The 23,741-nt window shown below is 70.5% G+C and carries 16 protein-coding genes and 1 pseudogene; 12 read left to right on the forward strand and 5 right to left on the reverse strand.

Annotation, left to right across the window (positions count from 1 at the left end; genetic code table 11):
• Positions 1-57 precede the first annotated feature (57 nt).
• The 9 genes from D1369_RS08390 (at position 58) to D1369_RS08430 (ending at position 12,183) form a co-directional block, all read left to right on the forward strand.
• A complete protein-coding gene (locus tag D1369_RS08390) occupies positions 58-1,290 on the forward strand; it encodes an ROK family transcriptional regulator (protein ID WP_037901805.1) in 1,233 nt (410 codons plus the stop codon).
• A gap of 49 nt (positions 1,291-1,339) precedes the next feature.
• Positions 1,340-3,184, forward strand: a complete 1,845-nt coding sequence (locus D1369_RS08395; RefSeq protein WP_118082369.1) for a glycoside hydrolase — start codon at positions 1,340-1,342, stop codon at positions 3,182-3,184.
• A 229-nt stretch (positions 3,185-3,413) separates the two neighbouring features.
• A complete protein-coding gene (locus D1369_RS08400) occupies positions 3,414-4,679 on the forward strand; it encodes a sugar ABC transporter substrate-binding protein (RefSeq protein ID WP_037901803.1) in 1,266 nt (421 codons plus the stop codon).
• A gap of 20 nt (positions 4,680-4,699) precedes the next feature.
• Positions 4,700-5,668 carry a sugar ABC transporter permease gene (locus tag D1369_RS08405; RefSeq protein ID WP_007385581.1) on the forward strand — a complete coding sequence of 323 codons (969 nt, stop codon included), beginning with the start codon at positions 4,700-4,702 and terminating at the stop codon, positions 5,666-5,668.
• Entirely contained in the window at positions 5,665-6,534 is an 870-nt protein-coding gene (locus D1369_RS08410; protein ID WP_007385580.1) for a carbohydrate ABC transporter permease, read from the forward strand. The genes D1369_RS08405 and D1369_RS08410 overlap by 4 nt, the downstream gene beginning before the upstream one ends.
• 25 nt (positions 6,535-6,559) lie before the next feature.
• A complete protein-coding gene (locus D1369_RS08415) occupies positions 6,560-9,424 on the forward strand; it encodes a glycoside hydrolase family 2 TIM barrel-domain containing protein (RefSeq protein ID WP_007385579.1) in 2,865 nt (954 codons plus the stop codon).
• Positions 9,425-9,555: 131 nt separating this feature from the next.
• Entirely contained in the window at positions 9,556-10,572 is a 1,017-nt protein-coding gene (locus tag D1369_RS08420; protein WP_007385578.1) for an ATP-binding cassette domain-containing protein, read from the forward strand.
• A 1-nt stretch (position 10,573) separates the two neighbouring features.
• A complete protein-coding gene (locus tag D1369_RS08425; RefSeq protein ID WP_037901800.1) occupies positions 10,574-11,377 on the forward strand; it encodes an ABC-2 family transporter protein in 804 nt (267 codons plus the stop codon).
• A 5-nt stretch (positions 11,378-11,382) separates the two neighbouring features.
• On the forward strand, positions 11,383-12,183 hold the full coding sequence (locus tag D1369_RS08430) for an ABC-2 family transporter protein (protein WP_007385576.1): 801 nt from the start codon (positions 11,383-11,385) through the stop codon (positions 12,181-12,183).
• Between the two features lie 24 nt (positions 12,184-12,207).
• Here D1369_RS08430 and D1369_RS08435 read toward each other — a convergent pair whose 3' ends face one another.
• Positions 12,208-13,461: an MFS transporter gene (locus D1369_RS08435; RefSeq protein WP_007385575.1), complete on the reverse strand. Its 1,254-nt coding sequence runs from the start codon at positions 13,459-13,461 to the stop codon at positions 12,208-12,210.
• 33 nt (positions 13,462-13,494) lie between these two features.
• Positions 13,495-14,763, reverse strand: a complete 1,269-nt coding sequence (locus D1369_RS08440; RefSeq protein WP_007385574.1) for an acyltransferase — start codon at positions 14,761-14,763, stop codon at positions 13,495-13,497.
• A gap of 124 nt (positions 14,764-14,887) precedes the next feature.
• Between D1369_RS08440 and D1369_RS08445 the strand changes: the two genes are divergently transcribed.
• Entirely contained in the window at positions 14,888-18,580 is a 3,693-nt protein-coding gene (locus D1369_RS08445; protein WP_050789780.1) for a helix-turn-helix domain-containing protein, read from the forward strand.
• Between the two features lie 99 nt (positions 18,581-18,679).
• On the forward strand, positions 18,680-19,216 hold the full coding sequence (locus D1369_RS08450; RefSeq protein WP_007385572.1) for a hypothetical protein: 537 nt from the start codon (positions 18,680-18,682) through the stop codon (positions 19,214-19,216).
• Between the two features lie 26 nt (positions 19,217-19,242).
• On the opposite strand, the pseudogene D1369_RS42840 reads toward D1369_RS08450, so the two are convergent.
• Positions 19,243-19,443 (reverse strand): annotated as a pseudogene (locus D1369_RS42840) (VOC family protein); the annotation flags it as partial.
• Positions 19,444-19,637: 194 nt separating this feature from the next.
• Here D1369_RS42840 and D1369_RS08455 point away from each other — a divergent pair.
• On the forward strand, positions 19,638-20,030 hold the full coding sequence (locus D1369_RS08455) for a hypothetical protein (protein ID WP_007385570.1): 393 nt from the start codon (positions 19,638-19,640) through the stop codon (positions 20,028-20,030).
• Here the strand turns inward: D1369_RS08455 and D1369_RS08460 are convergent.
• Complete coding sequence (locus D1369_RS08460) at positions 20,002-21,981, reverse strand: hypothetical protein (protein ID WP_007385569.1); 1,980 nt, start codon at positions 21,979-21,981, stop codon at positions 20,002-20,004. The genes D1369_RS08455 and D1369_RS08460 overlap by 29 nt on opposite strands.
• A 24-nt stretch (positions 21,982-22,005) precedes the next feature.
• Complete coding sequence (locus D1369_RS08465) at positions 22,006-23,697, reverse strand: DUF2264 domain-containing protein (protein WP_118082370.1); 1,692 nt, start codon at positions 23,695-23,697, stop codon at positions 22,006-22,008.
• Positions 23,698-23,741: the final 44 nt, after the last annotated feature.

A 23,741-nucleotide genomic window follows, 5' to 3' on the forward strand; every position in this document is an offset into this window, starting at 1 on the left:
TGCGCCGCGCCGGTGCCACTGTCGTCCCGGCATGAGCGAAGGGATGGGGCAGGCCCGGTGAAGCGCACATCACGCGACATCCGCACCGCGAACCGCTACGAGGTGTTGCGCCAGATCATCGCCGAGTCGCCCACCTCCCGGCAGGAGCTGGCGGCGGCCACCGGGCTGAGCCTGGCCACCGTCGCCACGCTCGTGGGCGAGCTGCTCGACCTCCGGATGATCACGGAGGTCGGGTTCGAGGAGTCGGCCGGCGGGCGTCCGAGGGGCCTCGTGGCCGTCAACGCGTCGGGGGGCGCGTTGATCGGCGTGGACATCGCGGAGACCTACGTCCACGTCGAGCTGTTCGACCTCGCGCTGAACGTCCTGGCGCGTGCCGAGGAGGACATGCGCCCGGGCGAGAGCCTCCCCGAGCAGGTGGTCGGCCATGTCGCCGCCGCCGTCGGTTCGGTGGTGACGCAGGCCGGGATCGAGGGCGCCCGGGTGCTGGGCGTGGGCGTGAGCGTGCCGGGGCAGGTGGACCGCGCGACCGGCATCTCGGAGTACGCGCCCAACTGGGACTGGCACGACGTGCCGCTGCTCGACCTGCTCTCCGAGTACATCGCCTACCCGCTCTACCTGGACAACCCGCTGCGTGCCGTCGCCGTGGCCGAACTGTGGTTCGGGGCGGCGCGCGGGAGCGGGAACGCCGTGGTGGTCACCCTCGGGACCGGCGTGGGCGCCGGGCTCGTCCTGGGCGGCGCTCTGCACCGGGGCGTGTCCAACAGCGCCGGCGAGTGGGGCCACAACACGATCGTCCTGGACGGACGCCTGTGCCGCTGCGGCAACCACGGCTGTGTGGAGACGTACGTGGGCGCGCCCGGGATCATGCTGAACCTGCGGGAGCTGAGCCCCGACAGCGAGCTGCTGCACCCGGGCGACCAGACGGCGACGGTCGCCGCACTGGCGCGGGGGATGCGCACCGGGGACCCGGTGGCGATCGAGGTCGTCCGGCACACCGCCCGTTATCTGGGCGCCTCCATCGCGCATCTGGTCAACCTGTTCAACCCCGAGGTGGTCGTGCTCAGCAGCTGGGTCGCGGCCGCCCTCGGCGAGCCCCTGGTCGCGGAGGTGCGCGAGGCCGTCGCCCGGCACGCGCTGCCCCGGCCGATGGCCGCCACCGAGATCGTCCTCTCCCCGATCCCGACGGATCCGGCGTGCCTGGGCGCGGCGACGTTCGCGCTCGAAGGGGCGCTCCAGTCGGTCGGGCAGAGGTCCGCGAAACGCACCACCCCGGCACGCACGAAGGCGTAGGAACCCCGGCCAGGAGCCGTACCGCACCACCTTCACGACGACGGAAGGGATGCACGTGTCTCACCCCCACCGCAAGAGATCAGCCCTGCTGACAGCCGCAGCCGCGTTCGCTGTCGCGGGACCGCTGATATCCGCTCCGCCCGCGTCGGCCGCCACCCCCACGGTGGCCGAAGTCTCCCCGCACGCCGCCCAGACCATCGACAACATCGGCGCCTCGGGCGCCTGGTGGGTCAACGACCTGAAGAACTTCGACCCGAAGGTCCAGGCCCGGGTGTCCAGGCTGCTGTTCTCCAAGGACGGCCTGGCGCTCAGCAGTTACCGCTACAACATCGGCGGGGGCGGCACCGGTGTGACCTACGCGCCGCGCGCTCCCGAGACCTTCGTGAACGGCGACGGGTCCTACGACTGGAGCAAGGACAAGGCGGGGCGCACGTTCCTGTACGCGGCCGCCAAGTACGGCGTGAAGGACCTGATCGCCTTCGTCAACAGCGCGCCCACGCAGTGGAAGACCAACGGCCTGAGCTGCGGCGGCTACCTCAGGACGGAGAACGAGCAGGACTACGCGAAGTACGTCGCCGACGTCACCGACCACTTCGCGAAGCAGGGCGTGAGGTTCGACTACATCAGTCCCTTCAACGAGCCGACCAACAGCTTCGGCGACTGCGGCCAGGAGGGCATGCTGGTCCCGGTCGACCAACGCGACGACATCGTGCGGGCGTTGGGCGCCGAGCAGCAGGCCCGGAAACAGAAGACCGGCATCATCGCCGACGAGTCCAGCTCCACGGTGAGCTTCAACACCGAGGTCCCGCAGTGGATCTCGCAGCCGGACACCGCCCAGTACGTCGACAAGCTCGCCCACCACACGTACAACAACCCGGGCGACGACCAGCGGGCGAAGATCTACGAGACGTCCAGGTCGGTCGGCAAGCAGTCCTGGTCCACGGAGATCTGCTGCTTCGGCAAGGGCGGCACGGGCTGGGCGCAGGAGTACGACCCCACGATCGACGGCGGTCTGAACCTCTCCCGGATCATCTACAAGGACTTCGCGACCGCGCACGACTCGGCGTTCCAGTGGTGGGTCGCCCTGTCCGAGATGATCGGTTCCGACCCCCTCGCGCGCAACGACGAGGGCTGGAACGACGGCCTGATCTACTACGACCCGAACTACGCCACCAACGGCAACCAGACCCTGTACTTCACCAAGCGCTACTACGCGCTCGGCCAGTACAGCAAGTACGTCCGGCCGGGCTCGGTCGCGCACAACGTGACCGGAGCACCGGACGGCGTCGAGGTGTCGACGTACGACGACCACGGCAAGTGGGTCGTCGTGGTCAACAACCACAACACCACCGACACCGCGGTGAAGCTGCACTTCAACAGCAAGGCGCCGGTGCGCGCGAGCAAGGCCGTGCGGACCTCGGCGACCGAGAGCTGGGCGAAGGTCGCGAAGCCGTCGGTCAGGGGCGGCACGGCCTCGGCGACCCTGCCGGCCCGGTCCATCACGACGTACGTCCTCGACCAGAAGGGCCACGGCACGTCGGCGGTCACCGGCGCGCTGGCGGGCAAGCAGTCCGGCAAGTGCCTGACCGCGAGCGCCTCGGGTGCGGTGATCACGAGCTGCACGGGCGGGTCCGAACAGGTGTGGTCGTACGACGCGAAGGGCCGCCTGAAGGGCGTGAACGGCTATCTGACCGCGGGGAGTTCGGGACTCACGACGAGCCCTGAGGCAACCCGTGACGGCAGTCAGCAATGGCTGCTGAACTCCAACGGCCAAGTCGTCAGCGAGGCGTTGGGCACCTGCCTGGACGTCGGCGGACAGGCGACGGCCGACGGCAGCAAGGTCGGCCTGTGGACCTGCAACGGCGGGACCAACCAGGCCTGGTCCAAGCAGTAGCGCAGCACATCCGCAAGGGGGTCGCGGGCCGCGGTGCGGCGGCCCGCGACCCCGGGACGTCCGGTATCCCGAACGCCGCACAACGCTTCGAGCAGACTTCGTCCAACCCCTTGCCGAAGCCTTAGCCGAAGGTTAACGTCCCGCACCGCAGGTCCATTTGAGCCACCTGGCACTGAGCCGCAGAGCCAAGGCGCAGAGCCGTAGCCGTATTCGAGACAAGGACGTCAGCATGTCGGCATTGAGCAACAGCAACTGGGACCGTCGAAACGTTCTGCGAGCCGCGATGGGCCTGGCCGCCGCCGGCGGGCTGGCCGCGTGCGGCAGCAACAACGGCCGAGGCGGGAGCGGAGGGTCGGGAACCCAGCTCACCCAGATGTTCCACGCCTACGGCGAAGCGGGCACGGAGCAGGCGATCAAGCGGTACGCGAAGGCGTACAAGAAGGCCAACGTGACCACCAACTGGATCACCGGCAACACCTTCGAGGCCAAGCTCTTCTCGTCGCTGCTCACCAAGCAGGCGCCCGACGTCTTCGAGTTCCACCCGCAGATCCAGATGGTCAAGAGCGGGCAGGTCGCCGACCTGACCGACATCATCGACCCGGTCAAGGACGACTTCAACCCGGCCGACATCAAGTCGCACACGGTGGACGGCAAGATATACGGCGTCCGCATGATCGACGACCCGCAGTTCTTCTTCTACCGCAAGTCGATGCTGGAGAAGGCCAAGGTCGACGTGCCGACCACCCTCGACGAGCTGCTTGAGGCGGCGGAGAAGCTCACCACCAACAAGGTCAAGGGCGTCTTCCTCGGCAACGACCTCACCCCGGCCATCAACCCGCTCCTCTGGTCGGCCGGCGCCGACACCCTCACCCCCGACAACAAGCCGGCCTTCCACACGGACGCCGTGGTCGCCGGCATCAAGCAGCTCCGCCAGCTGTTCACCAGCGGCAACCTGCTCCTGGACGCCCCGGCCGACTACTGGGACCCGTCCGCGATCAACCAGGGCCTGTGCGCCATCCAGTTCTGCGGCATGTGGGCGATGCCCGCCATGCAGAAGGCCCTCGGCGACGACCTCGGCGTCTTCCCCTTCCCCAAGGTCGGGGACAACGGCAAGCAGTCGGTCTACAACGGCGGCTGGTCGATGTTCGTCAACGCCAAGGGCAAGAACGTCGACGCGGCCAAGGAATACGTCAAGTGGCTGTGGATCGACCAGAAGGAGTACCAGGAGGACTGGGCCACCTCGTACGGCTTCCACATCCCGCCGCGCACCTCCATCGCGCAGTCCGCCACCAAGCTCAAGTCGGGCCTGCCGGCCGAGGGTGTCAAGCTCTTCAACGAGTTCGGGCACTTCGACAACATCGGCTGGACCCAGTCCATGATCACCGCCCTGACCGACGCGTTCACCAACAGCGTCCGCAAGAACGGCGACCCGAACGCCGCACTCGCCACCGCGGAGAAGAAGGTCAACGCCGAGCTCAAGAAGCTCTTCGGATAGGTCGACGGAGAAACCACGACATGTCGACCACCACCACGCGCGGGGTCGCCCAGCCCGCCCCGGCCCAGGCCTCACCGGCCCGGCCGCGGCGGGCCCTACGGGGCAACCCGACCCTCAACTTCTGGCTCTTCACCGGGCCGTTCCTCATCGGCCTGGTGATCTTCGTCTTCGTGCCGATCGTCTGGAGCATCTGGCTCAGCTTCTTCGACGCACGCTTCACCGTGACGCCGAGCAAGTTCATCGGCTTCGACAACTACAAGAGCATGCTGACGAACTCCAACTTCACCGGTTCCCTGGTGACGTTCACGGTGTTCGCCGCGCTCATCGTGCCCCTCACCTGGACCCTGTCCCTGGGCCTGGCCCTGCTGGTGCACCGGCTGCGCTTCATGCGGGCGTTCTTCCGGTCGGTGTTCTTCCTGCCCACCGCGGTCAGCTACGTCGCCGCCGCGCTGATCTGGAAGATGTCCATCTTCACCGGGGTCCGCTTCGGCCTGATGAACACGGTGCTCGGCTGGTTCGGCGTCGACAACATCGCCTATCTGTCCGACCCGAACCCGCCCTGGTACTGGCTGGTCATCGTCACCGTACGGCTGTGGCTGCAGGCCGGTTTCTACATGATCCTTTTCCTGGCCGCGCTGCAGAACATCCCGGCGGAGCTGTACGAGGCGGCAGCGATCGACGGCGCCAAGCCCGGCTGGCAGACCTTCCGGTACATCACGCTGCCCCAGCTGCGTGCCACCTCCACCGCGGTGATCCTGCTCCTGCTCGTCGCCGCCTACCAGGCGTTCGACGAGTTCTTCAACATCATCTCGATCAAGGCGACCTGGGGTCAGACCCCGCTCATGGTCCTGTACAAGACAGCCCTCGGCGACAACCAGGACTACGGCGCCGGCAGCGCGGGCGCCGTCATCCTCACGGTGCTGATCTGCGCCGTCACGCTCCTCCAGGGCAAGTTCATGGGCTTCGGAAGGGGGGAGGACTCCAAGTGACCACCACCGCACCTCAGGTGGGCAAGGAGAGCCGCAAGAAGCGCGGCGCCGCCCTCGGCAACACGGGCCTGTACATCGCCGTCAGCGTCGCCGCCCTGCTCTTCCTGCTCCCCTTCTACCTGATCCTGCGCAACTCCCTCTCCACGGACCCGGAGATCACGGGCGAGAACTGGAAGCTGCTCCCCTCCTTCCAGTGGGGCAACATCAGCGAGCTGTTCGACGACCCGACGGTCGACTTCGCCAGGTCCATGTGGAACTCGACGGTGATCGCCGTCTCCATGACCGTCGGCACCCTGCTGATCTGCTCCCTGGCCGGCTACGGCCTCGCACGCATCCCCTACAAGCACGCCAACAAGGTCTTCTACGCCGTCCTCGCGACCCTGATGGTCCCCACCGCCGTCACCTTCGTGCCCAGCTTCGTGCTGGTCTCGTCGCTCGGCTGGATCGACACCTACCGCGGTCTGATCATCCCGGGCCTGTTCAGTGGTTTCACCTGCTTCCTGTTCCGGCAGTACTTCCTCGGGTTCCCCAAGGAACTGGAGGAGGCGGCACGCGTGGACGGGCTCGGCTACTGGGGCGCATACTGGCGCATTGTCGTACCCAACTCGCTGAACTTCTTCGCGGCGATGGCCACGATCACGTTCATCAGCGGCTGGAACGCCTTCCTGTGGCCGTTGGTCATCGGCCAGGACCCGAGCTCCTGGACCGTCCAGGTCGCACTGTCCTCCTTCATGACCAACCAGACCGTCAACTTCCACCTGATCTTCATGGCCACCGCCATTTCCATCCTGCCCCTGCTGTTCGTGTTCCTCTTCCTCCAGCGCTGGCTGGTCCAGGGGATCGCGCAGACCGGCATCAAGGGCTGACACCTCTCTCAGGACCTGGAGACCGATGTCCTTCCGCACCACCAGCAGCGCTTTCGACTACGTCGAGGACGTATCCCCGGGCAGCGGGGCCCTCCCGCCCCGCGCCTGGTACGCGTCCTCCGACGCGAAGGCCCTGTCCCTCGACGGCGCCTGGCGCTTCCGGCTCTCGGCGACCGCCGACGCCGAGGACGACTCCTTCGCCGAGGAGGGATACGACGCCGCCGGCTGGGCCGAGGTCACGGTCCCCGGGCACTGGGTCCTCCAGGGCGACGGCGCCTTCGGGCTGCCGATCTACACCAACCACCTCTACCCCTTCCCGGTGGACCCGCCGCACGTCCCCACCGAGAACCCGACCGGCGACCACCTGCGCGTCTTCGACCTGCCGGAGGACTGGCCCGCGGACGGCGGCGCGGTGATCCGGTTCGACGGTGTCGAGTCCTGCGCCCGGGTCTGGCTCAACGGCACGGACATCGGTGAGTTCAAGGGCTCCCGGCTCGCGCACGAGTTCGCCGTGGGCCATCTGCTGAAGCCCAAGGGCAACGTCCTGGCGGTCCGCGTGCACCAGTGGTCGGCCGGCTCCTACCTGGAGGACCAGGACCAGTGGTGGCTGCCGGGCATCTTCCGTGAGGTGACCCTGCTGCACCGCCCGGCGGGCGGCGTGCTGGACTTCTTCGTGCACGCCTCCTACGACCACCTCACCGGCGAGGGCACCCTGCGTGTCGACTCCGACGTAGACGGGCGGGTGCTGGTGCCCGCCCTCGACATCGATGTCGCCACCGGCGAGTCCGTGACGGCCCTGGTGGCCCCGTGGAGCGCCGAGAGCCCCCGCCTCTACGACGGCGAACTGGTCACCGAGGGCGAGCGGGTCCCGCTCAGGATCGGCTTCCGTACGGTCGTCCTGGAAGACGGTCTGATCAAGGTCAACGGCAAGGCGGTCCTGTTCAAGGGCGTCAACCGGCACGAGTGGCACCCGGAGAAGGGCCGCACCCTGGACCTTGCGACCATGCGCGAGGACGTGCTGCTGATGAAGCGGCACAACATCAACGCCGTGCGCACCTCGCACTACCCGCCGCACCCGGCCTTCCTGGACCTGTGCGACGAGTACGGCCTGTGGGTCATCGACGAGTGCGACCTGGAGACCCACGGCTTCACCGAGCAGGACTGGCGGGACAACCCCGTCGACGACGACCGCTGGACCCCGGCCCTCCTGGACCGCGCGGCCCGCATGGTCGAGCGGGACAAGAACCACCCCTCGATCGTCTTCTGGTCGCTGGGCAACGAGGCCGGCACCGGCCGCGGTCTGACCGCCATGGCCGAATGGATCCACGGCCGGGACCCCGAGCGGCTCGTCCACTACGAGGGCGACTGGAACTGCCGGGACACCGACGTGTACTCGCGCATGTACGCCTTCCACGGCGAGGTCGAGCAGATCGGCAAGCGGCTGGACGGCGGCACGCAGGGGCGCCGCGAGCTGCCTTTCATCCAGTGCGAGTACGGCCACGCCATGGGCAACGGCCCCGGCGGCCTCGCCGACTACCAGGAGCTCTTCGAGAAGTACGACCGTCTCCAGGGCGGCTTCATCTGGGAGTGGATCGACCACGGCGTCCAGCACCCCGAGCTCGGTTACGCCTACGGCGGCGACTTCGGCGAGGAGCTGCACGACGGGAACTTCGTCTGCGACGGCCTGATCTTCCCGGACCGCACGCCCTCCCCCGGCCTGATCGAGTACAAGAAGGTCATCGAGCCGGTCCGCATCGAGGGCGCCGACGGCACCGTGCGCGTCACCAACAAGTACGACTTCGCGGACCTGTCCCAGCTCGCCTTCGAGTGGTCGTACCAGGTGGACGGCGAGACGGTCGAGGCGGGCACGCTCGCCGTACCGGCGCTGGCACCGGGTGAGTCGGCGGACCTGAAGCTGCCGGAGTCGCCTGCGCACGAGGGGGCGGAGGCGCAGTGGACCGTGAGGGCACTGCTGGCGTCCGACACGGCCTGGGCGGAGAAGGGCCATGTCGTCGCGTGGGGCCAGCTGCCGGCTTCCTCGCCGGTACGGCCCTCCGTGGCGGCCACCGACCGGCCGGTGCGCGGCGAGCGGCTGATCACCCTGGGCCCGGCGTCCTTCGACGGCCGTACCGGCGCCCTCAAGGCGATCGGCGGGGTCGCCGTCGAGAGCCCGCGGCTTGACGTGTGGCGGGCGACGACCGACAACGACGAGGGCACGGAGTGGAACTCCGGAATCCAGTACAGCGCGCTGTGGCGGACCCTGGGCCTGCATCGCATGCGGCACCGACTCGGTGCGGTGGAACTCGATGAGGACGCGCTGACGGTCCGCACCCGGGTGGCGCCCGCGGCCCGCGAGGTGGGCCTGAACGTGGTCTACCGCTGGACCTCGGACGGCTCGCGGCTTCGCCTGACGGTGTCCGTCGGCCCCGACGGCGAGTGGACCCAGCCGCTGCCGCGCCTCGGCATCCGGCTCGGACTTTCGGAGGCCGACCAGGTCAGGTGGTTCGGCGGCGGCCCCGGCGAGGCCTACCCCGACACCCGGAAGGCCTCGATGGTCGGGCGCTGGGACGCGACCGTGGACGAGCTCCAGACGCCGTATCTGCGCCCGCAGGAGAACGGCGCCCGCGCCGACGTCCGCTGGGTGGAGCTCGGCGGGCTGCGGATCGAGGGCGACCCGGAGTTCTCGTTCACCGCCCGGCGCTGGACGACCGAGCAGCTGGACGCGGCGACGCATCTGACGGATCTGCGGGCCGGTGACACGGTGTGGGTCAACCTCGACCACGGTCACCACGGTGTCGGCTCGCAGTCCTGCGGTCCGGGCCCGCTGCCGCAGTACCACCTGCGGGCCGAGCCGGCGGCGTTCTCGTTCGTCTTCTCGGTGATCGATTAGTCCAATTCACCAGTGGATTAATCCATTGCCCGTGTGATCGCGGTTCTGCGACGGTCATGGTGTACCCGCGGCCGGTCGGCCCTCCAAGCCGACCGGCCGCACCTCTTGTTCACCGCAAGGGAGTTCACAGCGTGCCCGGAAGCATCGAGGTTCGCGGCCTGTCCCGCACCTTCCACACCACCGTCCGTCGCCCCGGCCTCGCCGGCACCCTGCGTTCCCTGGTCAACCCGGAGCGGGTCGCCAAGCACGCCGTCTCGGACATCACCTTCGACGTGGCGCCCGGCGAACTCCTGGCCCTGCTCGGCCCGAACGGCGCGGGCAAGTCCACCACCATCAAGATGCTCACCGGCATCCTCACGCCCACCTCCGGCGAGGCCCGGGTGGCGGGCGTGGTGCCGTACGAGGATCGCGAACGCAACGCCCGTAACATCGGCGCGGTGTTCGGGCAGCGCACCCAGCTGTGGTGGGACCTGCCGGTGCGCGAGTCGTTCTCGATCCTCCGGGACATCTACGAGGTGCCGAAGGTCGAACACGCGTCCCGGCTGGCGGAGTTCGACGACATCCTGGAGCTGTCCACCTTCTGGGACACCCGGGTCCGCCATCTCTCCCTCGGCCAGCGGGTGCGCTGCGATCTGGCGGCCGCGCTGCTGCACGACCCGCCGGTCGTCTTCCTCGACGAGCCGACCATCGGCATGGACGTGGTGGTCAAGGAGCAGGTGCGGGAGTTTCTGCGCCACCAGGTGGAGGAGCGCGGCCGTACGGTCCTGCTGACCACCCATGACATGACCGAGGTCGAGCGGCTCGCCGAGCGGGTCGTGCTGGTCAACCACGGCAGGCTCGTCCTCGACGGCTCCCTCGACGAGATCCGCCGTAAGTTCGGCTCCACCTGGCAGGTCCGCGCGACCCTCGCCGACGCCCACACCGACGTCGTCCCGCTGCCGGGGATCGCGGTGCTGCGCAAGGAGGGCCCGCAGGTCGTCTTCGGCCCCGAGAGCCCCGACGGACCGGACTCCCCCACCGTGCACCAGGCCCTGAAGGCGGTCATCGAGCGGTACGAGGTGACGGGCGTCGCCATCGACGAGGCCGACCTCGAAGACGTGATGCGGGCGGCCTACGTACACGCGGAGCCCGCGGCCGAGGCGGTCTGACATGGCCGTCCTGCACGCCTGGCGCGCCGCCCGGGTCACCCCGCTCGGCGAGCTGCACGCACCGCCCCGGATGACGGCCGTGCTGGTCCGCCTGGTCGTCCAGGTGGTCCTGGTGGCTTCCCTGTGGCACGGCCTGTACACACACACCGGCACCACCGCGGGCCTCGCCGAGGGCCAGGCGGTCACCTATGCCGTGCTGGCCGTACTCGCCTCCCGCCTGCGGGAGTTGGACCAGTACGCGGGCCGGGACACCGTGCTCCAGCACATGCACTTCGGCACCATCGTCTACTGGTATCTGCGCCCGCTGCCGCCCCAGCGCTACCACGCGCTGCGTGCGCTGGGCGAGCAGTTGTACGGCTTCACGTGGGCGCTCGGCGGATATCTGGTCTGCCTGGCGGCCGGCGTGGTGGACCCGCCCGAGTCGGCGGCCGTGGCAGGGGTGTTCGCGCTGAGCCTGCTCCTTGGCCAGGGCGTCCTGTACTTCGTGCTGCTCACGCTGGACCAGCTGTGCTTCTGGACGGTCCGCAACAACGCGGCGATGCTGATCCTGATCTTCGCGCAGAACCTGCTGTCGGGTGTGTACGCGCCGCTGTGGTTCTTCCCGGACTGGTTCATCACGCTGAGCGGATTCCTGCCGTTCCAGGCCACGTTGAGCGTGCCGCTGTCCCTCTACATCGGACGCATCCCGCTGTCCGACGCCTTCGGGCAGCTGGCGATCCAGGCGTTCTGGGTCGTGACGCTGTTCCTGTTCACCCGTTTCCTGTGGCGGCGGGCCGCTCGTCGCGTCATCTCCCAAGGAGGCTGAGGCCCGTGAACGGCATGCGGATCGCGTGGCGCGTCACGCGTCTCAACTTCCGTGCGCAACTGGAGTACCGCACCGAGTTCCTGCTGATGATCGCGATCGGTGCGATCTGGCAGGTGTCGGTGATCGTGTTCGTCACCGTGCTGCTGACCCGGTTCACCGGGATGGGCGGCTGGGACAGCTCGGAGGTCCTGCTGATCCCGGCGACGCGGATGCTCGCGCACGGGCTGTTCGTCCTGTTGCTGGGCCGGGTGCACGGCGCGGGCCGGCAGATCCAGGAGGGCAGGATCGACATCTACCTGACCCGCCCGATGCCGGTGTACCGCCAGCTCCAGCTGGCCTTCTTCCCCACCAACGCGATCGGCGACCTGACGGTCGCGGTGGGCCTGATGGTCGGCGCGCTCAGCCGCAGCCAGCTGGACTGGACGCCGGGCCGCATCTCCTACCTGATCGCCGCCGTCGTCGGGGGCATGTTCCTGGAGGCGGCCCTCTTCACTGCGATCACCTGCGCGGCCCTGCGCTTCCCGGCCGCGGACTACTGGAGCCGCTGGCTGGAGGAACTCCTGGGCACCTTCGGCAGCTACCCCCTCAACGTCCTCCCGAAGGCAGTGGGCGGCCTCCTCACCTACGGCCTCCCCCTCGCCTTCGTCGCCTACTTCCCGGCAGCGATCCTGACGGGCCACGGCCACGACACGGGAGTCCCGTACTGGCTGGCGGCGATTTCGCCGCTGCTGGGCGTGGTGGCGTATCTGGGGTCGCGGGTGCTGTGGGGGTGGAGTCTTCGGCATTATGCGGGGGTCAACGGGTGACTTGCCGGGTGACGTGCGGCGAGGTCAGGAACGGCGGATCGGGGTGAACAGGGCGGTGGCCGCCACGAGTACGCATGTGGCGCCTGCCACCAGGCCCACCGGTGCCGTGCCGTGATGGTCCGCCGCCCAGGTCAGGACGGCCGCGCCGATCGGGGCCGCTGAGTAGTGCAGGGTCCAGAAGGCGGAGGTGACGCGGCCCAGGAGGGGTTCCGGGGTCACCTCCTGGCGCAGGGACATGGAGCAGGTGCCCGCCATGCCGCCGCAGGCGAGGAAGACCGCGCACAGCGCCGCGACGGCTGGTACGCCACGGGCCCAGCCGATGCCGGCGAAGGCGAGCCCGCACAGCGCGACCGAGCCGGTCCAGACCGCGCCGAAGCCGAGCCGTCGGCGTATCCGCGCCACCAGCAGGGCGCCGGTGACGGTACCGAGCGCGCCGACGGCCATGACGGTGCCGACCGTGCCGTCGTCGTGGCCGAGGTCGTGCTTGAGGTGGTAGATCACCAGGTCGTTCAGGCCGAGGGTGAGGAAGCTGAACACGAACAGCAGCAGGGTGAGCGAGCGCAGCACCGGGTGCCCGCGCAGGAACGCCACCCCGGTGCGCAGGTCGCGCCACAGGCCGGTGCGTTCGCCATCGGCTCCGGCGGGTCGGGCACGGAACCGTACGAAGGCCGTGCACAGCGCCGACACCCCGAAGCTCGCCGCGTCTACGCCGACGGCCGTGGCGGGGCCGGTCCAGGCCGCCACCACGCCCGCGCACACCGGTCCCAGCACCCCGGCCGCGGCGGCCGTCGCGTTCAACCGACCGTTGGCCTCCGTGAGTTGACCTGTATCGACGAGACCCCGTACGACGGTGACGTACCCGACGGCGAACAGCATGCCGCCCGCCTCGCACACCGGCAGCACCGCGTACAGCAGCCAGACCCGCGGCCCGAACAGCCACACCAGCGGGATCACCCCGTACAGCACCGTGCGCACGAGGTCGCAGCCGATGAGCAGCCGGCGCCGGTCGACCCGGTCCACCACCACTCCCGCGAACACGGCCGCCACCACCGAGGCGGCACCACCGACCGCCGTCAGCAGTCCCATCCGGGCGAGGGAACCCGTGGCCTCCAGCACCAGCAGGGGCAGGGCGATCAGGGCGAAGGAGTCACCGAGGACGGAGAGGGTCTGGGCGGCCCAGAAGACGGCGAAGTCGCGTTGCCGCCGGAGGGGACGCGAACGGGGCGGCGACGAAGGCGACTTGTCGGTCGTGCCGTCCCGCTGAGCCTCGTACGCCATGCCCCTCCCCTGGTCCCGGACGAACTGGCAACTTTAGGGTCGCCGACGCCGGCATGGAAATGACTTTCGGCCGACGGCGGTCGGCTGCTGCCGTCCCCCGTGCACCCGGCCCGCCAACCTGCGCCCCCAAGCCTGGCCCGGCGCTTCGACGCAACGATGAGTCAGCAGACACACGGGCAACAGCGCGGCGAAGAAGGCCACTTCGAGCACGAGACTGTCCTGCCGCCGTCGGCCGACCGTTGCGTCGATCACCGCCAGCAGGACCGGATGCACCAGATAGACTGAGTAGCTGATCGTTCCCAGTCCGGTCAGCACCGGCGGTACGCGGCGACCGCGCGCCCCCAGTCCGACGGCGAACGTGAGCACGGCCAGCAGGAACGCGACGATCCAGCCGCGCCGTGCGAAGTGGTCGTCGGCACCGGCCCCGTACGCACTCCCCACGGCACAGACGACCACCAGGACAGCGGCGCCGGCCGTACGGCGCCAGGTGCTCTGACCGTTCTCGGCACGGTGAACGGCGGTGCCGAGGAACATCACGGCGAGGATCACCAGGCCCTCCCACAGCGGGACCGTGCCGTTGAACGGGACCAGGACGAGCGCCAGCACCCCGCCCAGCACACCCCCGAACCCCCGCAGCACGGGTGACCTGGCGCTCGCACAGCAGATGGCGAGCGCCATGGTGATCGAGGCGCACACGATCAGCGGGGCCGTACCGACCAGGCCTGACAGGGCGGAGGCGGGCAGCACCACGCCCGCCGTCACGCTCGCCGCGGAGAGCACTGCCAGGGTGACCGCGATCGCCGCGGACTGCCGGTGGAGGCGCACCGTGAACAGGGCGACGACCAGCAGGTAGAAGGACATCTCGTAGGAGAGCGTCCACAGGACCAGCAGGACATCGGGCGTTCCCAGCAACTCCTGCAGCATCGTGGCGTGGGCGACGACCACGGTGACGGCGTTCTGCCCGCCGAAGTCACGCAGCTCCGCGACACCCAGGAGGTGGGCGGCGAGGAGCACCGTGACGACCACCGCCCACAGCGGGTACACGCGGAAGATCCGCCCGATCCAGAACGTCCGGACGCAGCCCCGGCGTTCCAGCGACGCGGGGATGATGTAGCCGCTCACCAGGAAGAACACCATGATGCCGTAGCGGCTGGTGTTGAACTGCGGCATCAACTCCCGCCGGAAGTCCGCCATGAAGGTGTACGAGGAGTGGTCAAACACCACGACGAGTGCGGCGATACCGCGCAGGGCGTCCAGCCAGCCCAGCTTCGCCGGAGCGGGGACGAGGGGTGGGGATTTCATGCGGGAGCGGAGTCCTCTTCGATCAGGCAGGCCCCGGTCGGGGTGCGCTGATCACCGAGTTCACCGGCCGGCGCATTGTTCGGCAGTACCGTTCTGGCGGCCGAACATTGAACGGGGTGAAGGTGTGGCGGGGCGTCGTGAGGTACCGGTGGATCCGGCCGCGGGTCCGGTGCAGCGGTTCGCGTTCGAGTTACGCAAGCTGAGGCTGGAGGCGGACGGGATCACCTACCGGTCGCTGGCGCGGCGGGCGGGCTATTCGGTGACCACGCTGTCGCAGGCCGCGGCGGGCGAGCAGTTGCCGACGCTCCCGGTGGTGCTGGCCTATGCGGGGGCATGCGGTGCGGATCCGGCGGAATGGGAGGACCTCTGGAAGGCGGCGGTGGAGGAGTCCGCCGGTGACGGCTCCCGGGGCGAGGACGGAGCGCTCTCGCCGTATCGCGGTCTCGCACGGTTCGAGACCGGGGACAGCGCCCTGTTCTTCGGCCGGGAACAGCTCACCGCCGACCTGGTCGATCTGCTGGGCCGCCGACGGTTCGCCGCGGTCTTCGGCCCTTCCGGCAGTGGCAAGTCCTCCCTGCTGCGGGCCGGGCTGATACCGGTCCTGCGGCGCGCTCAGGAGCCGGGCCCGCGCCCGGCCGCGATCCGGATCCTGACCCCGGGCGAACAGCCCGCCCGCAGCCACGCAGCGCTCCTCACGCCCGCGATTCCCCGCGAGGGCAACGCCGGGGCGGACACGTTCGTGATCGTCGACCAGTTCGAGGAGGTCTTCACCCTCTGCCGCGACGCGGCCGAGCGCGCTCGCTTCATCGATCTGCTGCTGACAGCCCGTCAGCCCGTGAGCCGGCTGCGGGTGCTGCTGGCGGTGCGCGGCGACTTCTACGGCCGCTGCGCCGAGCACCGTGAGCTGGCCGACGCACTGCGTGACGCCAACCTCCTGACCGCACCGATGAGCCGGACGGAACTGCGTGACGCCGTGGTCAAGCCGGCCACGGCCGCCGGGCTGACCGTGGAACGCGCCCTGACCGCCCGGCTGGTCGAAGAGGTCGCGGATGCGCCGGGCGGGCTGCCCCTGCTGTCCCACGCGTTGCTGGAGACCTGGCGACGGCGCCGCGGCAAGACACTGACCATGGCGGGGTACGAGGCGGCGGGATGCCTGGACGGCGCGATCGCCAAGACCGCCGAGGAGGTCTACGGCCGGTTCACCGAGGACCAGGCGGCCGCCGCCCGCCGGGCGTTGTTGCGCCTGGTCTCCCCCGGGGACGGCACGCCCGACACCCGCCGTCCCGCCGTGCGCGAGGAACTCGGCAACACCGGCCGGGTGGTGGAGGCGCTCGCCGGGGCACGGCTGCTCACCCTGGACGGGGACACGGTCGAGATCGCCCACGAGGCGCTGCTCACGGCCTGGCCCAGGCTGCGCGCCTGGATCGAGGAGGACCGCGAACGCCTGCGGGTGCACCGGAACCTGACCGAAGCGGCCCACACCTGGCAGGAACTCGGCCGCGAGGAGGGCGCGTTGTACCGGGGAAGCCGGCTCGCCGCCGCCCAGGAACACTTCGACGGCGCACCGCGCGAGGACCTGACCGACCTGGAGCGCGCCTACCTCGACGCCGGCCGCGACCACGAGCAGAAGGGCCGTCGCCGGTCCCGGCTGGTGCTCACCGCGGTCACCGCCGCCCTGTGCCTCGCCCTCGTCGCCGCCGGTCTCGCCGTGGGGCAGTGGCGGAGCGCGGTCACCGCCCAGCACCTGGCCCAGTCCCGGCAACTGGCCGCCGAGTCCGGTGCGTTGCTGGACGCCGACCCCGACCTCGCGGCGCTGCTGGCCGTCCACGCCTACCGGACCAGTCCGACCCGCGAGGCCACCGCCGCCCTGTACGCCGCCTCGGGGCTGCCGCTGCGCAAGCGCCTGGTCGGTGGCACCGAGCCCGTGGATTCGATCGCCCTCAGCCCGGATGAACATACCGTCGCCGCCACCAGCCGAGACGGCAAGGTGCGGATCTGGAGTCTGCCCGGAGGCCGACTCCGACACACGTTCACTGGCTACGACAGCGGCGAAGTCGCGGCGTTCAGCCCCGACGGAGGCACCCTCGCTGTCGCTTTCGCCCGTGGTGCCGACGGGATGATAGGGCTACTGGATCCGGTCACCGGCAGGAAACTCAGAACCATCACCGTCCCCGACGGTTCGGTACGCGGGATGGCCTTCAGCCCTGACGGCCGTACCGTGGCCGCCGCCTCCGTGACCACCGTACGGGTGTGGGACGTGGCCACCGGTCGCAAGCGGCGCGGCTTTACCTGGCTCTATCCGCAGGCGGTCGCCTTCGGCCCGGACGGACGGACCGTCGCCGCAGCGGGCCTCGACGGACTCGTGCGGGTGTGGGACGTGGTTACCGGCCGTACCCGCACCGTCCGCGGCGACCGAATCGACGGCAAGGCAGTAACTTTCAGCCCGGACGGACGGACCTACGCGGTGGTCCGCGCCGGCGGTTCGGTGCAACTGCGGGAGGCGGCCACCGGGATCGTCCGGCGCACCTTCAAGGACGTTCCCGTGGGGATGAACCAGCTGGCTTTCGCCCCCGACGGGCGGACGATCGCCATCCCGAGCCTCGACGGCACGGTGCGACTTTGGGATACCGCCTCCGGCGCGGCGCGGGCCACCGTGACCGCCGGGCACCACGGACGAGGAGTCATGCAAGTGGCCCTCAGTGCGGACGGCCGAACCCTGGTCACCAGCAACAACGGGGACCCCGACGTCCGTGTCCACCGCCTGCCCGCCGATCTCCCGCAGACCACTCTGCCCGGCTCCGCCGACACCTCCATCGACGACATGGTCTTCAGCCCGGACGGACACGCGGTGGCCACGGTCCGCCAAGGGCCGGTCGGCCGTGGGGAGGTACAGCTCTGGGATGCCGGGACCGGCGATCACGAAGCCTCACTGCCGCTCGACAAGGACTCGGCTCCCGGAAGAAAGCAGCCGCAGTTCCCGGTTAGCCGCCTGGCGGCCGTGGGGTTCGACCCGACTGGCCGTGCCCTGGCTGCAAGGTCCGTCAAGAAGGGGGTGATCGAGGTCCTGGACGTCGCCACGGGCCGAATTCGCCTGAGCCGTGCCCTGGGCGCCGGCGGCGCGGCGGTCTTCAGCCCCGACGGGACACGGCTCGCCGTCATCGGCCGGCAGGGGGCGGTACACCTCTTGAACCTCTCCACCGGCGTACGGCACACCGCGGCCAAGCCCGGCAGCCGGAGGATGGCGTTCACCCCGGACGGACGCACTCTCGCCGCAGTGGGCAACGAGGCCGACGGTGACCAGGTCAGGCTGTTCGACACCGCGACGGGACGTTCCCAGCGCACCATCAAGCTGGGCGCCCGGTTCCTCTCGGCCTTCGCGTTCAGCCCGGACGGGCGCACCCTGGCCACCGTGAGCGGCAGTCGCGGATCGGTGACGATCTGGAACGTGCGCACCGGCCGACTCCAGGACAGCTTCCGTGTCGAAGGTGAAGTGGCGTCGCTGGCCTTCAGCCCCGATGCGCGCACCCTGGCCGCGGGCGGCGCGAGAGGCGTCCAGTTGTGGGACCTCGCGACCGGCCTGCACAGGCTCACCCTGCCGGCGCGCTCACCCGAAGCGGTGGCGTTCAGCCCCGACGGGCGCACCCTGGCCATCGGCGCGGCGGGCTCCGTCGGCCTGTGGAGTGTCGACCTGCCCGACCCGGCCCGCGCGATCCACGACATCTGCGCGGCCGTCGACACCGACCTCACCCCTCTGGAGCGGGCCCGCTACGTGCACGACGAGTCCACGGGAACCGGCTGCCGGCGGGCCTCGCCATAGGTAGGAGGCGTCAGCCGCCGCACGCCCCCACCCGGAGCTCCGCCCACACGGTCTTGTACGCCCCTCGACGCGACGGTCCCGGACGGCGAGTCGGCGTACGTGCACGGCATCAGCGCGGGCGGTGTCGCCGCCCTCGACCTGCTCGCCCGGCACCCGGCGCGGCTGCTGCACGTCGTCGCGCACGAGCCGCCGTGTGTGAGCGTGCTGCCGGACGGGGCACGGCAGCGGGCCGGGTTCGTGGAGGTCTGCGACGTCTACCGCGACCGGGGTCTCGCCGCGGCGGGAGCCCGCATGGCCGCCCTGCTGGAGGAGCGGGCGGCCGGTGAGCTGCCGGAGGGCCAACCCCTGTCCAGGGAGGAGGAGTTGGCCAGCCCCATGGCGATCTCCCTGGCCCACGTCCTGCTGCCCTTCACCGCGTACATCCCGACGGCGGCTCCATCGGGGCCCCGGCTCACCCTCACCGCCGGCACCGACTCACGCAACCACCTCCTTTACCGCACAGCCGAGTTGCTCGCCAAGGATCTGCACGGCGACTTCGTCGAGATCCCCGGCGGTCATCTCGGCGCCGCCCAACATCCGGTGGCCTACGCCGAACAGCTCACGCGGACGCTGCTCGGGGCGGACGTGACCGGCTGATCCTTTGGGCGGGCGCCGGGGCGGCCTCAGTGCTTCCGTTCCGCCGCCCTCCGCTCCTCGCAGAACTCGTTGCCCTCCGGGTCGACGAGGACCACCCAGCCCATGCCGTCACCCGTGCGCTGGGCGTCGACGATCGTGGCGCCCAGAGCAAGGAGGCGGTCGACCTCCTTGTCGCGGGTGCGGTCCTGCGGCTGGAGGTCGAAGTGAAGGCAGTTCTTGACGGTCTGCCGTCCGGAAGGACGGGACGCCGACCTGGGCGTACGCTCGGGTGACACCGTCGTACGCCACCCCACTGAACGGTCCCTCCCCGACCGCGACGACTCTGCGGATCGCCCGCCTCAAGCCCTGAGGATGGCCGTGCAACCGTCTCCCGCGGCCGCGTGTCCCACTCAGTGCGACGCACACGGACGGGGGAGAGCGCATGGGCGACGGTGTACGAAGTGTCCGACGGTTCTTTCGGCGGCATCCGACGGAGCCGCCCCAGCCCTCGGAGCTCCTGCCCATCCTGCGGGTGTGGTTGTTCCTGCTGGCCGTGGGGGCGTGCGCGGCCGCGTTCGGCTGGGAGACAGTGTCGCTCACGCTCCTCGTCGGGACGGTGTGGGCCATGTTCGACGAAGTGACCCTGGGCGTACGGCACGGTTGGCCCGCCTTCGTGGCGGCGCTGGCGGTCGGCAGGGGCATGAACCGTCTCGCGCAGGCCGCGGTGCCCGGGTCCGGGTCGCTGTGGGACGAGTTCTGCGTGAACGCCCTGTGCACCGCGGCGGCTCTGGTGACGTTCGTCGGGGTCAGTCGGCTGCGGTGGCGGAGGCGCTGAGCAACTCGACCATCTGCCGCATGACCTCCACGGGCAGGGCCGGGTTCCGTGCGGCGGTCTCCGCGGCGCCGCTCGCCTGCCGCAGCAGCCGGACGAGGATGCGGGCCGGCATGTGGGGGTGGCGAGCGGCCGCGCTCCGGATGTGTTCGTGCGGGTCCTCCAGCAGTCGTGCCGCGGCGGCCGGTGACAGCCGTGGGTCGGTGGCGGCCCGGTAGCGCACCTCGTCGCTGTTGTCCCGGCTGAGTCGCTCTACCAGTTCGGGCGTGGATTCCGGGTCGTCGAGGGCCAGTCGGCGCATGCGCGGGTTCGGGTCGTCGGCGTGGCGCAGGAGGTCGTGGCGGGGGAAGTTGGGGTGGCCGCGCGGCCGGTCGGGGCTGGTGAGGCTGCCGTCCCACCACTGCCACACCCGCATGAGCATGTCGGCGGGCGCGTCGTCGCAGGACTCGGCGAGGAAGAGCTGGACGACGCGGTCCTCGTCGTCGGCGAGAAGGGCCACGGCGTCCGGCGGGAGGTGCCGGGCGCGGGCGACGCTTCTGCGGACCAGGGGGTGGGAGGAGGCCGCCAGGCGGCCCATGGCGGCGGGGTCGTCGTGCAGGGCGACGACCCAGTCGAGCGGGTAATAGCGACCGCTCGGGTCGAAGTCGTAGAGGATTCCGGCGCGTTGCTCCTCGGTGAGGTCGGCTCGCGTCGAGATCTCGAACCGCACGCCGGCGTCGGGGTCGTCGCCGAGCAGGGCGATCAGGTCCGGGGCGAGGCGTGGGTTGCCGGCCAGGGAGCGGCGTTCGGCCGCCTCCCCGTGCCGTGCCACGTGCGCTGCCAGGTCATGCTCCAGCAGACAGGTCTGCAGCGCCTCGCGCTTGGCGTCCAGCTCCTCGAACACCGACCGGGACATCGGGTGCTCCTGATGGTGCAGCAGCAGCGCCCGTGCCCGCACCAAGTCGTGGGAGTCGGCCAGCAGCGCGTCTCGCGCCGGGGCGTCGAGGTGCGGCCAGGCCGCCGTGCAGGCCACGTGGCGCACGCCGGCGTCGGGGTCGGCGGTCAGGGCGACCGACAGGGAGGCGGGCAGGCCCTTGAGGCGGGCCGTCTCGGAGCGGACGCGCGGGGACGGGTCGGCGGCGAGTCCCCGGCAGGCGTCCTCGGGAAGTTCTGCCCAGCGGTCGGCGGCCACCATCGTGAGGATCCACCGCTGTCGGTCATCCCGCTCCGCGAGGATCGCGCGGGCCCACTGCTCGGGGGTGATGTTCGGCTGAAGCTCGGCCGCCCGCATCCGCAGCTTCCGATCCGGATGGGCCAGGAGGGCCTCCACGGCGTCCGCCGGCAGCGCACGGTACAGCGCGTACGACGACCGCTCCACCAGGAGCGGCCACAGATCCCTCGGGGTGGCGGGGTTGAGCGCGAGTCCGTCCGCCCACGCGTCCAGCAGCTTCCCGAGGGGCTTCGGCCCCTCGAACAAGGACACCCACGCGGCGGCCCGCTCCTCCGGTGTCTCCGCTCCAGCGGCACGTGCGGCCTCCTCGTGCCGCTCCCTGAGCCGGTCGACGGCGACGAGCCAGACCGCGTACTCCTCGGTCGTGGCGCCCACCATCGCGTCCCCGTCCAGGGACAGCGTGAGGAACTCCGGTTGCCCGGGGCGCGGTCCCAGGACCCCGGCGAGATCCCAGTCGTCGGTGAGCCGGACCCGCACCCATCCCCCGCTGCCGGAGAAGTCGACGAGGAACACCCCGTCGCCGCCAAGGATCCCGGCCTCGGTCGCCAGCCGGTGCCACTGGGCGTTGAGTTCGGCGACCAGGTCCGGCCGGTCGTCCGCCACCGCGACGGTCGGCTCGGTCTCCCACCCGACGACATGCCGCCACGCGAACGGCGGCGGCAGCACCTCCTCGACCCGCCGGTCCCCCACGACCTCCAGCCCGGCCCGGCCCAGCAGTTCTACCAGTTCGTCTCTCCCACCCATGATCCTCATACTGCCCGAGGCGGTTCAGCCCCCGGCGGTGATTTCCACTCCGGAGCCGTCCAGCCGGACCCGCGTCTCGGAGCCCCCGCTCCAGACCACGGTCAACTCGCCCTCTCCCACGGCCCGTACGGTCACCGTCTCCCCCAACGGCACGGCATCGGCGTCAGCGGTGAGCCGGGCCAGCGCGACGAACAGCGTGTCCCCCTCCCCCGTCACCCCGCTCAACTCGTCATCGAGGCCCACAGCAGGCAGCAGTTCGGCCCGGACACCGTCGCGCGCGGCCCATCCCGTCACCCGCACCGGCGTCCCGGGCTCGGCCCCGGACACGAGGAAGGCGCGCACCTCCACGGCTCCCCGCGCGAGCACGACACTGGAAACCCGCGCGCCCCCGGCCGCCCTGTGCCGCGAAGCCGCCCACCCCTCCCCCACACCCAACGGCTCGATCTCCGTACGGTTCGGATCCCCGCCCACGATCAGGCTGTTGTCGTACGACTCCGAGGGCTCGGTCACCGTCGAGTACGCGAGGCGGGTGTAGTACGGGTCGTAGCGGACGTCCTCGCTGCCGTGGTTGTGGAGGCGGACGAGGCCGTCGGAACGGGTGGACTGGAGCAGCCAGTTGGGGGCGGCGATCGAGGTGACCGCGTCGGAGCGTTCGGCCGGGCCCGGCTCCTCCACCGCCGTCCACACCTCGTGGTCCGCCGGGAGGAGCAGGCCGAGGAAGCCCTTGCTCGCCCAGTACGGGGAGGCCGGGCCCGAATAGCCTTGCAGGACGGCGGAGTCGGGACCGTGCCAGCCGAGGGTGAGCAGGCCGCGGGAGTCCACCGCGCCCCGGTCCAGGAAGTACTTGAGGGCTCCGGAGGCCAGCCGTCGGGTCTCGCCCGGGGGCAGCGGGGTGTGGCCCGTCAGCGCGCCCAGCCACAGCGGGACGGTGGTCGCGAAGCGGTACGTCAGGGAGCGGCCCTGGTGCATCGGGGCGCCGTCGGCGCCGAACAGGCGGGCGTAGTCGTCGAGATGGCGGGAGAGGCGGCCGCCGTACAGGTCCAGCAACCGGTCGTCCTGGGCCAGCCAGGCGTGCAGCACCGGGTAGAGGTGCATGGCCCAGCCGTTGTAGTAGTCGAACTTGCGGCCGTCGCCGTCCGTGTACCAACCCTCGCCGACGTACCACTGCTCGATGCGCTCCAGACCTCGGTCGATCGCCTTGCGGGAGGCGTCCGGATCGTGCCCGACCGACGACAGGAAGCCGGCCACCGTGACCGGGAACAGCTCCCAGTTGCAGGGCCAGGCCTCGGCGGTGAGCGCGTCGCCGAGCCAGGCCGCGGTGCGCTGCCGTACGGCGTCGTCCAGACGGTCCCAGAGCAGCGGCTTGGTGATCCGCAGCGCGAACGCGATCGACGCCGCCTCGACCAACGGCTGGCTGCGGTCCGCGATGCGGGGCCAGACTCCCGAGACTCCGGCGGCGAGACCGTCGGCGTACCGCTCCAGCGCGGTCGCGTCCTGACGGAAGGCCGCCAGCAGGAGCGTACGGGCGTAGCCCTCAAGGCCGTCGGAGAGCCGGCCGGACCAGCTCTCCCGGTCACCGGGGAGGTGGTAGAGGGCGCGGTCCTCGGTGGCGTACGGCTCGACCGCGGCGAGCAGGGCGTCGGCGGCGGCCTCCCAGTGGGCGCGCGTGTAGCCGGTGTGCGGACTGAGGGTGCGGTCCTCGGGGGGCAGCTGCATCGGTTCTCTTTCTTCGACTCGCAGGCTCGCAGGCTCGCAGGCTC

It is taken from the genome of Streptomyces sp. CC0208 (assembly GCF_003443735.1).
Taxonomy (GTDB): domain Bacteria; phylum Actinomycetota; class Actinomycetes; order Streptomycetales; family Streptomycetaceae; genus Streptomyces; species Streptomyces sviceus.

What these genes read in the sequence shown, in the direction of transcription:
- D1369_RS08395 (WP_118082369.1), top strand. Translation starts at nt 1,340, where the DNA reads ATGCACGTGTCTCACCCCCACCGCAAGAGATCAGCCCTGCTGACAGCC.
- D1369_RS08400 (WP_037901803.1), top strand. Translation starts at nt 3,414, where the DNA reads ATGTCGGCATTGAGCAACAGCAACTGGGACCGTCGAAACGTTCTGCGA.
- D1369_RS08405 (WP_007385581.1), top strand. Translation starts at nt 4,700, where the DNA reads ATGTCGACCACCACCACGCGCGGGGTCGCCCAGCCCGCCCCGGCCCAG.
- D1369_RS08415 (WP_007385579.1), top strand. Translation starts at nt 6,560, where the DNA reads ATGTCCTTCCGCACCACCAGCAGCGCTTTCGACTACGTCGAGGACGTA.
- D1369_RS08425 (WP_037901800.1), top strand. Translation starts at nt 10,574, where the DNA reads ATGGCCGTCCTGCACGCCTGGCGCGCCGCCCGGGTCACCCCGCTCGGC.
- D1369_RS08435 (WP_007385575.1), bottom strand. Translation starts at nt 13,461, where the DNA reads ATGGCGTACGAGGCTCAGCGGGACGGCACGACCGACAAGTCGCCTTCG.
- D1369_RS08440 (WP_007385574.1), bottom strand. Translation starts at nt 14,763, where the DNA reads ATGAAATCCCCACCCCTCGTCCCCGCTCCGGCGAAGCTGGGCTGGCTG.
- D1369_RS08455 (WP_007385570.1), top strand. Translation starts at nt 19,638, where the DNA reads ATGGGCGACGGTGTACGAAGTGTCCGACGGTTCTTTCGGCGGCATCCG.
- D1369_RS08460 (WP_007385569.1), bottom strand. Translation starts at nt 21,981, where the DNA reads ATGGGTGGGAGAGACGAACTGGTAGAACTGCTGGGCCGGGCCGGGCTG.
- D1369_RS08465 (WP_118082370.1), bottom strand. Translation starts at nt 23,697, where the DNA reads ATGCAGCTGCCCCCCGAGGACCGCACCCTCAGTCCGCACACCGGCTAC.